This window comes from Cellulomonas sp. ICMP 17802 (assembly GCF_041295535.1).
In the GTDB taxonomy this organism is placed as follows: Bacteria; Actinomycetota; Actinomycetes; order Actinomycetales; family Cellulomonadaceae; genus Cellulomonas.
In genome coordinates this window covers 37,744-47,517 of sequence record NZ_JBGFQZ010000027.1, presented here as the reverse complement: position 1 = coordinate 47,517, position 9,774 = coordinate 37,744, and the positions used below count along the sequence as shown (strand labels likewise).

Sequence of the window (9,774 nt, the reverse complement as noted above, 5' to 3'; positions counted from 1 at the left end):
CCGACCCCGCCGACCGGGTGCGACGCCTGGTCTCCGCGGCGGAGAGCGCGTGGCGCGCCGGGCTGCCGGACGCGGCCGTCGACCTGCTCGACCGGGCCTCCGCCCTGCCCCAGACTCCCGAGCTGCGCATCCGCGCGGCCGCGCTGGACGGCGCGGTCGCGATGCGCACCGGGTCGATCGAGCGCGCGCGCGACGTGCTCATCGCAGCAGGCCTCGCAGCCGCCCCCGACGACCCGGACGCCGCCATCTGGCTGCTCGCGGACGGGATCCTGGCCAGCCAGTTCGCGGGCGACATCGCGGCGGCCGCGAGCGCGGCGAGCCGCATCGGCGAGCTGGAGCCGCGCACCGCGAGGGCCCGGTGGGTGGGCATCATGGCGATGGCCGTGGCCGGCGTCCTGACCGGGCGCGGCGGGCCTGAGCTGCTGCGGACGGGCATCGCCCAGGCCGAGCCGTTCCTCGACGACCCCCAGGTCGCTCCGTGGCTGGTCGTCGGCCCCCTCTACCTGCGCGAGAGCGCGGTCGGCCGCGACGTGATCCCGACGGTCGTCGCCCACACGCGGCGCCGCACCGACATCGGCGGCCTGCCGCTCCTGCTGTTCTACGTCGCGCGCGACCAGGCGACCACCGACCGGTGGGACGACGCCGTCGCCTTCTACACGGAGGCCGTCCAGCTCGCCCGCGAGGCGGGGCAGTCCACGGACGTCGCCGCCTGCCTGGCGGGGCTGGCGTGGGTCGAGGCCCGCCGCGGCGAGGCGGACGCGTGCCGCGCCCACGCCGGCGAGGCGCTCGCGGTCACCCGCGCACACCACCTGGGGTTCTTCCAGGTCTGGGCGATGACCGCGCTGGCCGAGCTCGAGCTGGGCCTTGGCCGGCCCGACGCCGCGCTCGAGGGGTATCTCGCGCTCGAACGGCTGCTCGACGAGCTGGGCCTGGTGGACGTCGACGTGTCGCCCGCCGTGGAGATGGTCGAGGCGCTCGTCCGCCTGGGCCGCGACGACGAGGCGCGCGAGCTGGCGTCGTCCCTGACCGAGCGCGCCGAGCTCAAGGGCCAGCCCTGGTCGCTCGCGCGCGCCGCCCGGGCCGCCGGCCTCACGTGCCCCGACACCGACGTCGACGTCTGCTTCTCGGTCGCGCTGGCCTACCACGGGCACACGCCCGACGACTTCGAGACGGCCCGCACCGAGCTGGCCTACGGGGCCCGGCTGCGCCGCCTGAAGCGCCGGGTCGACGCGCGCGAGCACCTGCGTACCGCGCTCGGGACGTTCGAGCGGCTCGGTGCCGTGCCGTGGGCCGACCAGGCCGCCGCGGAGCTCCGGGCCAGCGGCGAGACGGCGCAGCGCCGCAGCACGACCGGCCTCGACCACCTCACGCCGCAGGAGCTGCAGGTCGCCCGCATGCTCGCGGGCGGCCGGACCACCCGCGAGGCGGCTGCGGCCCTGTTCCTGAGCCCGAAGACGATCGAGTACCACCTGCGCAACGTGTACCTCAAGCTCGGGGTGCGCTCCCGGTCGGAGCTCGCCGGCGCGATCACCGGATGACGGGTCTGTCCCGCTATGTCCCCGAGCGCTACGGTGCGAGGACCACCTCGGAGGGGGCCGACGATGGCAGACGTCGACACAGCGGGCACCGTCGTCCTCGACCAGACGACCCGCAAGACCTATCGCTACCTGCGCGTCGCGGTGGTGGGCATGACGCTGCTGCTGGTCACCTCGCTGGTCATCGAGATCGTGTGGGGCGACGGGCCGATGCTCGGCTCGATCAGCGCGTACTACTACACCCCGGTCAAGGCCGTGTTCATCGGTGCGCTGGTCGCCATCGGACCCGCGCTCGTCGCGATCAAGGGGCGGCCCGGCTGGGAGGACGCCGTGCTCGACCTCGCCGGCATGGTGATCCCCGTAGTCGCGTTCGTGCCGACGCCCCTCAAGCACGGCTGCGGCGCCGGCATCGCGACCTGCCTGCCGCCCGAGCTGGTGCCCGGGGTCGAGAACAACGTCAGCGCCCTGCTCGTGGTCGGGGCCGTCGCCCTGGTCTTCGCGTGGTGGAGCGCGCGCCCCCGCGGCCGGGCGATGACGATCGCCCTGCTGGTGGCGACCGGCGCGTGGCTGGCCTTCGGCCTCTGGTTCGTCCTCTCGCGCGACACGTTCCTCACCGGCGCGCACTACGCGGCGGCCATCACGTTCTTCGTGCTCATCGCCGGGGTCGCGTGGATCAACGGCCGACGCGCGCCCGAGCGCGGGAACGTGCGCGGCATGACGCCGCACGGCTACGCGGGCACGTACAAGGTGATCAGCCTGCTCATGGCGCTGACCATCGTCGTCGCCGGCGTGCTCTACGGCGGAGCGGCGCTGACCGGCCACAAGCTCTGGTTCGCGACGATCTTCGTCGTGGAGGCGATCCTGCTCGCGCTCTTCGTCGTCTTCTGGGTGCTGCAGACGGCGGAGAACTGGAACGAGGAGGCGGTCGAGACCGCCCCGCCCGTCCCCTGATCAGTCGGCGACCACGACCCGGATCTCGTTGTTCCACGGGTCCTCGAACGCGAGCACCTGGCCGTCGTCGCGGACCGCGATGCCGCGGCTCGCCAGCCGGGCGCCCAGGGCTCCCCGCTCGTCGGCTGTCGGCAGCTCGATCGTGACCTCGCCCAGCCCGAGCGCCGGCCACCGGCCCTGCGCCCCGCGGCTCTGCCACGTGTTCATCGCGAGGTGGTGGTGGTACCCGCCGGCCGAGACGAAGAGCGCCTGCGTGCCGTACATCGCGGTGACCTCGAAGCCGACCGTGTCCACGTAGAACTGCTGGGCGGTCGCGATGTCGCCCACCTTGAGGTGCACGTGGCCCACGGCCGCGGCGCCGTCGAGGGCGTCGGGGTCGGCGAGGTTCTCGCGCAGGAAGCCGTTCGGGTCGAGGTACTCGGTGGCCATGGCGACACGGCCGTTCTCCCAGCCCCACTGCTCGCGCGGCCGGTCCCAGTAGAGCTCGACGCCGTTGCCCTCGGGGTCGTCGAAGTAGAGGGCCTTGGACACCAGGTGGTCGGAGCTGCCGGTGAACGACGCCGGGAAGTGCCTCGCGACCGAGAAGACCGACGAGGCCAGGTCGGCCTGCTGGTCGAACAGGATCGCGGTGTGGAACAGCCCGGCGGCGGTCGACGGCGCGTGCTTGAGCAGCGGCGTGTGCTCGAGCACGACCGCCGGCACGCCCTGGCGGCCGAGGGTGACGCGGTCGCCCTCCTGGCCGAGCACGGACAGGCCGATGCCACGCGCGTAGTAGTCGGTCATGGCGTCGAGGTCGCCCACCTTGAGGGTGACGGCACCGACGTCGGTGCGGCCGTCGAGGATCTCGCTCATGACGTCAGCCCGAACCCGCCGGTCCACGACGTCTTCTCGGTCGCGGCCAGCGTGATCTGCAGGAACCCGAGGGCCTCGAGCTCGTGGGCCCGCTTGAGCGAGCCGGCGTCGACCGCGCGCAGCCCACCCGCCTCGACCACGGCGGCGAGGGCCGCCTTGGCGTCCGCGTCGTCGCCCGCGATGAGGACCGCCGTCTTCTGGTCGCCCACCTCGCCGGTGGTCAGCGTCGCGCCGAAGGTCGTGTTGAACGCCTTGAGCACGGAGGCGCCGGGAACGGCCTCCGCGAGGACCGCGGCGGCGGAGCTGCCGGCCGGGACGACGAGCCCGTCGAACGTCTCGGCGTCCACCGGGTTGGACAGGTCCACGAGCACCTTGCCGTCGAGCTGGCCCTCGTACTGCGCCAGCACCTCGTCGTAGGCGCTGTACGGCAGCGCCAGGACGACGATCTCGCCCGTGATCGGGTCGCCCACCGCGCCGTGCTTCGCGCCCGGGATGGCCGTCGCGACGGGGCGCCGCGTGAGCACCTGCGCCTCGTTGCCGCCGGCGATGACACGCCAGGCGATGGCCGCGCCCATGGTCCCGGCCCCGATGACCGTCACTGTGCTCACAAGGTCCTCCTCGTTTGTTGTTGCTACAACTACTGTACCGCTAATAGTTGTAGCGTCAAGTGTTTGCTACGATCGAGCGCATGACGGACGTGCGATGGCTCAGCGAGGACCAGCTGCGCGCCTGGAAGAAGCTCATCGCCGTGGTCGAGCTGCTCCCCGGTGCGCTCGAGTCGCAGCTCCAGCGCGACTCCAGCCTGAGCCACTTCGAGTACTTCACGCTCGCCATGCTCTCCGAGGCCCCCGACCGGACACTGCGGATGACCTCGCTGGCCGCGCACACGAACGCGACGCTCGCGCGGCTGTCGCACGTCGTCACGCGCCTGGAGAAGCGGGGCCTGGTCCGGCGCGAGCCGTGCGCCGAGGACCGCCGCGCGACCAACGCGATCCTCACCCCCGCGGGCTGGAGCACGGTCGTGGCGGCCGCGCCGGGCCACGCCGGGAACGTCCTGGCCACCGTGATCGACCCCCTGACCGACGCGGACGTCGCCGACCTGGACCGCATCATGGGCCGGATCCTCGAGGTCCTCGACCCCGCGCACGTCATGGTGGACGCCGTACCGACCGATGACTGAGGTGTGCTCCTCGCGATCCTGCTGACCGGCTTCCTCGCCCTCGCGGCGGGCATCGCCGTGCGGTGGCGGCTGCGCCGGGTCGACGTGCTCGGCCGGGTCGCGCCCTTCCCGACCATCCGGGTGGGCCTCTCGCTCGCGCTCGCGCTGGCCTGCGCCATCCCGTTGGGCATCCAGGCCCGGGTCGAGGGCCGGCTCGAGCGCGCCGCCACGCAGATCGCCGGCACGCCCGTCCAGGTCCACTGCCAGGGGCTCGGGCAGGCGTTCCTCGACCTCGGACCCGAGCTGGGCTTCGTCCGCTGGGGTGCCGACGGGGTGCCCGAGCACTCCACGCTGATCAAGATCACCCCGTGCGCGCGGTTGCGCGCGTGGCTGGACTCCGCGAAGGACCACCCGACCCTCGACCAGGTCATCGCCGTGCACGTGCTGACGCACGAGACCATGCACATGGTCGGCTTCACCGAGGAGGCCCACGCCGAGTGCGCCGCGGTGCAGCGGGACGCGGCGATGGCCCAGGCGCTCGGCGCGTCGCCGGCGGAGGCCGCGGCCCTCGCGCGCACGTACTGGACCGAGGTGTACCCGCGGATGCCGGAGGGGTACGTGGGCGGCTGCGGTGCCGGCGGCCAGTTCGACGAGAGGCTGCCCGCACCTCCCTGGTGACGCGCCGACCGCCGGGTGGAGCATGAGGGACATGGGCCGCAGGACGTCGACGTCCTCCCACCCCGGCAAAGGAGGCCGCCGTGTGCCGCTGGCTCGCGTACACGGGTTCGCCCGTGCTCATCGAGGACCTGCTCTACAAGCCGACCAACTCGCTGGTCATGCAGAGCCTGCACAGCCGGCTCGGCGCGGAGGCCACCAACGGCGACGGCGTCGGGGTCGGCTGGTACGACCAGCACTCCCCCACGCCTGGGGTGTTCCGCAGCATCGAGCCGGCGTGGAGCGACCGGAACCTGCGGGAGCTGGCCGGGCACGTGCGGTCGGGCGTCGTCCTGGCGCACATCCGCGCCACCAGCGGCTCCGCCGTGCAGCAGACCAACTGCCACCCGTTCCGGCACGGCCGGTGGTTGTGGATGCACAACGGCCTGCTCGCCGGGTTCTCCTCGATGAAGCGGGACCTGGTGCTCGCGGTGGACCCGGACCTGTACCCGCTGATCGAGGGGTCGACCGACTCCGAGGTGCTCTTCTTCCTCGCCCTCACGTTCGGGCTCGAGGACGACCCGCCGACCGCGGTGGCGCGGGCGGTCGGGCTGGTCGAGGAGGTCGGCCGCGCGCACGGCATCGCGTTCCCGGTGCAGATGACCGTCTGCGTCAGCGACGGCGCGCGCGTGTGGGCCTTCCGCTACTCCACCGAGGGGCAGAGCCGGTCGCTGTTCCGCAACGCCGACGTGGCCGTGCTCAAGCAGCAGTACCCCGAGAACCCCGTGCTGCACGACCTCGCTGACTGGACGCGCGTCGTCGTGTCCGAGCCGCTGGGCGACCTCAAGGGCGCCTGGCACGAGGTGCCCGAGAGCAGCTGCCTGCTCATCGACGAGGGGCGCGAGGAGCTGACGGCGTTCGCCCCGGCGTGACGCCGTCGGGGCTTCTCGTCACATGCCTGTCACGTGGGTACGGTTCACTCGGCAGACCATGGACCTGACCTCGCTGGACCGCATCCGCGCGGCACACCACCGGACCGACCTCGCGATCGGCCCCGGCAGCGCGCCCCTGGCCGGCGGCACGTGGCTGTTCTCGGAGCCGCAGCCCGACCTCACCGAGCTGGTCGACCTCACCACGCTGGGCTGGCCGGCCGTCGAGCACACGGCCGACGGGATCTCGCTGGCGGCCACCTGCACGATCCGGCAGCTGGTCGACCTGGCGCCGGTCGACGGCTGGGTGTCGCAGCACCTCGTGGTGCGGTGCGCGCGGTCGCTGGTGGCGTCCGAGAAGATCTGGGACTGGGCGACCGTCGGCGGCAACGTCTGCACGGCCCTGCCCGCGGGGGCGCTGACCTCCCTGGCCGTCGCGCTCGACGCGACGGCGGTGGTGTGGACGCCCGACGGGGGCGAGCGACGACAGCCGGTCGCCGCGTTCGTGACGGGCGTCCGGACGACGACGCTCGCGCCGGGCGAGGTGCTGCGGTCGCTCGAGCTGGCGTCGTCCGTCCTGGCCGAGCCCGCCGCGTTCCGCCGCGCCGCGCTCACCCGGCACGGCCGGTCGGGCGCGATCGTCGTCGGCCGACGGTCCGCCGCCGGGCTCGTCGTGACCCTGACGGCCGGCGTGACCCGCCCGCACCGGCTCGCGTTCCCGTCGTTCCCGGGTGCCGACGAGGTCCGCGCGGCGATCGAGCAGGTGGACGACTGGTACGACGACCCGCACGGCGCCCCCGACTGGCGGCGCGCCATGACGCTGCGGCTGGCCGAGCAGGTGCGGGAGGAGCTCTCGTGAGGCTCGAGGTCAACGGGTCGGCGGTGGAGGTGGAACCGGCGCCGGGCCAGGTGCTGCGCACGCTGCTGCGCGAGCAGGGGCACGTCGAGGTCAAGAAGGGCTGCGACTCGGGCGACTGCGGCGCGTGCACGGTGCTGCTGGACGGGCGGCCCACCCACTCGTGCCTGGTGCCCGCGTACCGGGCCGCCGACCGCGCGGTGACCACCGTGTCGGGGCTCGACCCGGAGGTCGGGGAGGCGTTCGTCGACGCCGCCGCGTTCCAGTGCGGGTTCTGCACGGCCGGGCTGGTGACCACGGTGGCGGGCCTGCACCTGCACGACGACGACGAGGAGACGGCCCGGCTGCTCAAGGGCAACCTCTGCCGCTGCACCGGCTACCGCTCGATCTGCGACGCGGTCGCCCGCCGTCGCAACACCGTCGACCCGGTCGCGGGGCAGGACGCCGGCCGGTCGGTGCGCTCGCCCGCCGCGCGGCGGATCGTGACCGGGCGCGAGCCGTTCACGCTCGACGTCGCCACCACGGCGCTGGCCCACCTGGTGGTGCTCGGCAGCCCGCACGCCCACGCCCGGATCGTCTCGATCGACGCGACCGACGCTCTGGCCGCGCCCGGCGTGCTGGCGGTCCTCACCCACGAGGACTCCCCCGCGACGCTCTTCTCGACCGCCCGGCACGAGAGCCGGCTCGACGACCCCGACGACACGCGCGTGCTCGACCCCGTGCTGCGGTTCCGCGGCCAGCGGGTGGCGGTGGTGGTGGCCGAGTCGGTCCGGGAGGCCGAGCGGGCCCGCACCCTGCTGCGCGTCGAGTACGAGGTGCTGCCCGCCGTGGTCGAGCCCGAGGCGGCGCGGGCGCCGGGCGCCCCGCTGGTGCACGGCGACAAGGGGCCCGAGGCGCGCATCTCCGAGCCGGGCCGCAACGTGGTCGCCCAGCTGCACGCCGAGATGGGCTCGGTGGGCGCCGCGCTGGCGTCGTCGGCCCACCGCGTCAGCGGCACGTACCGCACCAGCCGCGTGTCGCACGCCGCGCTCGAGACCCACGCGACCCGCGGCTGGCTCGACCAGGACGGCCGGCTCGTGCTGCGCACCAGCACACAGGTGCCGTACCTGGTCCGCGACGAGATCGCCCACATCTTCGGCCTCGACCCGGCCACCGTGCGGGTGTTCACCGGGCGCGTGGGCGGGGGGTTCGGCGGCAAGCAGGAGCTGCTGACCGAGGACGTCGTCGCCCTCGCCGTGCTGCGCACCGGCCGCGCGGTGCAGTACGAGATGACCCGAGCCGACGAGTTCACGATCACGCCCACCCGGCACCCCGTCCGCGTCGAGGTCGAGCTGGGTGCCGACGCCGACGGCGTGCTCACCGCGATGCGCATCGACGTCCTCAACAACACCGGCGCGTACGGCAACCACGGTCCGGGCGTCATGTTCCACGGCGTCAGCGAGTCGATGGCCGTGTACCGGTGCCCCAACAAGCGGGTCGACGCCGAGTCCGTCTACACCCACACGCTGCCGTCGGGAGCCTTCCGCGGGTACGGGCTGGGGCAGATCATCTTCGCCATCGAGTCGGCGATGGACGACCTCGCGCGGTCGGTGGGCATCGACCCGTTCGACCTGCGGCGCCGCAACGTCGTGGTGCCCGGCGACCGGCTGCTGGTGGTCGACGCCGAGGAGAAGGGCGACCTCGACATGCACTCCTACGGCCTGGACCAGTGCCTCGACCTGGTGCAGACCACGCTCGCCGACCGGTCGCTCGACGCCGTGCCGGTCCCCGCCGGGACGCGGGTCGGGTCAGGGATGGCGATCGCCATGATCGCGACCATCGCGCCGCGCGGGCACTTCGCCGAGGCGTCGGTGCGGCTGCTCGACGACGGCCGGTACCAGGCGAGCGTCGGCACCACCGAGTTCGGCAACGGCACCACGACCGTGCACGGCCAGCTGGTCGCGCAGGCGCTGGGCACCACCGTCGACCGCATCGTCATCGCGCAGTCCGACACCGACGTCACCGGGTACGACACAGGGGCGTTCGGCTCCGCGGGCGTCGTCGTCGCGGGGCTCGCCCTGCACCGGGCCGCGCTGCAGCTGCGGACCAAGATCCTGTCCGCCGCGGCCGCGCTGCGCGACCACCCCAGCGACGAGCCCCGCACCTGGGACGTTGAGGACCTGACGCCGGACGCGGCGAGCGGGGTGCCCCTGACCGAGATCGCGCGCGCCGCCCCGGGGCTCACGGGCCAGGGCACCCACGACGGCACCCCGCGGTCGGTCGCGTTCAACGTGCACGGCTTCCGCGTCGCGGTGGACACCGCGACCGGCGAGGTCACCGTGCTGCGCTCGATCCAGGCCGTCGACGCGGGGACCGTCCTGCACCCCGAACAGCTGCGCGGGCAGGTCGAGGGTGGCACGGGCCAGGCGATCGGCTCCGCGCTGTACGAGGAGGTGCGCCTGGACGACGAGGGCCGCGTGACCACCGCCTCGTTCCGCAGCTACCACGTGCCGCAGATGATCGACCTGCCCCGCACCGAGGTCCTGTTCGCGCAGACCAGCGACGGCCTCGGCCCGCTCGGCGCCAAGTCGATGAGCGAGGCGCCGTACAACCCGGTGGCCCCCGCGCTGGCCAACGCGATCCGCGATGCCCTCGGCACCCGCCCGCACGAGCTCCCGATGTCCGCCGACCGCCTCTGGCGCCTGACCCACCCCTGACCCCGCCCGCTCCCCGCCGTCCCCCGGACGTCCGCACGATCGAGCGCCCGGGCGACCGAATCTGCGGACGTCGCCCCCGACCCACGGCTGCGTCCGCACGATCGAGCGCCCGGGCGACCGAATCTGCGGACGCAGGCTTGGG

The 9,774-nt window shown here is 73.8% G+C and carries 9 protein-coding genes; 7 read left to right on the top strand and 2 right to left on the bottom strand.

What is annotated here, in order from left to right; translation table 11 throughout:
• Together AB5970_RS15915 and AB5970_RS15910 are read left to right on the top strand one after the other, a co-directional pair.
• Nucleotides 1–1,538 (top strand): helix-turn-helix transcriptional regulator (locus AB5970_RS15915; RefSeq protein WP_370504924.1); only part of this gene is annotated, 1,538 nt, incomplete at its 5' end.
• A gap of 63 nt (nt 1,539–1,601) precedes the next feature.
• Entirely contained in the window at nt 1,602–2,486 is an 885-nt protein-coding gene (locus tag AB5970_RS15910; RefSeq protein WP_370504923.1) for a hypothetical protein, read from the top strand.
• On the opposite strand, the gene AB5970_RS15905 is transcribed toward AB5970_RS15910, so the two are convergent.
• Together AB5970_RS15905 and AB5970_RS15900 are read right to left on the bottom strand one after the other, a co-directional pair.
• Nucleotides 2,487–3,338: a VOC family protein gene (locus AB5970_RS15905; RefSeq protein ID WP_370504922.1), complete on the bottom strand. Its 852-nt coding sequence runs from the start codon at nt 3,336–3,338 to the stop codon at nt 2,487–2,489.
• On the bottom strand, nt 3,335–3,946 hold the full coding sequence (locus AB5970_RS15900; protein WP_370504921.1) for an NADPH-dependent F420 reductase: 612 nt from the start codon (nt 3,944–3,946) through the stop codon (nt 3,335–3,337). The genes AB5970_RS15905 and AB5970_RS15900 overlap by 4 nt, the downstream gene beginning before the upstream one ends.
• An 80-nt stretch (nt 3,947–4,026) precedes the next feature.
• Between AB5970_RS15900 and AB5970_RS15895 the strand changes: the two genes are divergently transcribed.
• From AB5970_RS15895 to AB5970_RS15875, 5 genes are all read left to right on the top strand, one after another.
• A complete protein-coding gene (locus AB5970_RS15895; RefSeq protein ID WP_370504920.1) occupies nt 4,027–4,518 on the top strand; it encodes a MarR family winged helix-turn-helix transcriptional regulator in 492 nt (163 codons plus the stop codon).
• Nucleotides 4,519–4,521: 3 nt separating this feature from the next.
• A complete protein-coding gene (locus tag AB5970_RS15890) occupies nt 4,522–5,175 on the top strand; it encodes a hypothetical protein (RefSeq protein WP_370504919.1) in 654 nt (217 codons plus the stop codon).
• Between the two features lie 80 nt (nt 5,176–5,255).
• Nucleotides 5,256–6,083: a class II glutamine amidotransferase gene (locus tag AB5970_RS15885; RefSeq protein ID WP_370504918.1), complete on the top strand. Its 828-nt coding sequence runs from the start codon at nt 5,256–5,258 to the stop codon at nt 6,081–6,083.
• Between the two features lie 58 nt (nt 6,084–6,141).
• Complete coding sequence (locus tag AB5970_RS15880) at nt 6,142–6,939, top strand: FAD binding domain-containing protein (protein ID WP_370504917.1); 798 nt, start codon at nt 6,142–6,144, stop codon at nt 6,937–6,939.
• Nucleotides 6,936–9,632, top strand: a complete 2,697-nt coding sequence (locus tag AB5970_RS15875) for a molybdopterin-dependent oxidoreductase (protein ID WP_370504916.1) — start codon at nt 6,936–6,938, stop codon at nt 9,630–9,632. The genes AB5970_RS15880 and AB5970_RS15875 overlap by 4 nt, the downstream gene beginning before the upstream one ends.
• Nucleotides 9,633–9,774 lie beyond the last annotated feature (142 nt).

Excerpts from the sequence above, each read along its gene's own strand:
- AB5970_RS15910 (WP_370504923.1), top strand. The coding sequence starts at position 1,602 with ATGGCAGACGTCGACACAGCGGGCACCGTCGTCCTCGACCAGACGACC.
- AB5970_RS15905 (WP_370504922.1), bottom strand. The coding sequence starts at position 3,338 with ATGAGCGAGATCCTCGACGGCCGCACCGACGTCGGTGCCGTCACCCTC.
- AB5970_RS15895 (WP_370504920.1), top strand. The coding sequence starts at position 4,027 with ATGACGGACGTGCGATGGCTCAGCGAGGACCAGCTGCGCGCCTGGAAG.
- AB5970_RS15880 (WP_370504917.1), top strand. The coding sequence starts at position 6,142 with ATGGACCTGACCTCGCTGGACCGCATCCGCGCGGCACACCACCGGACC.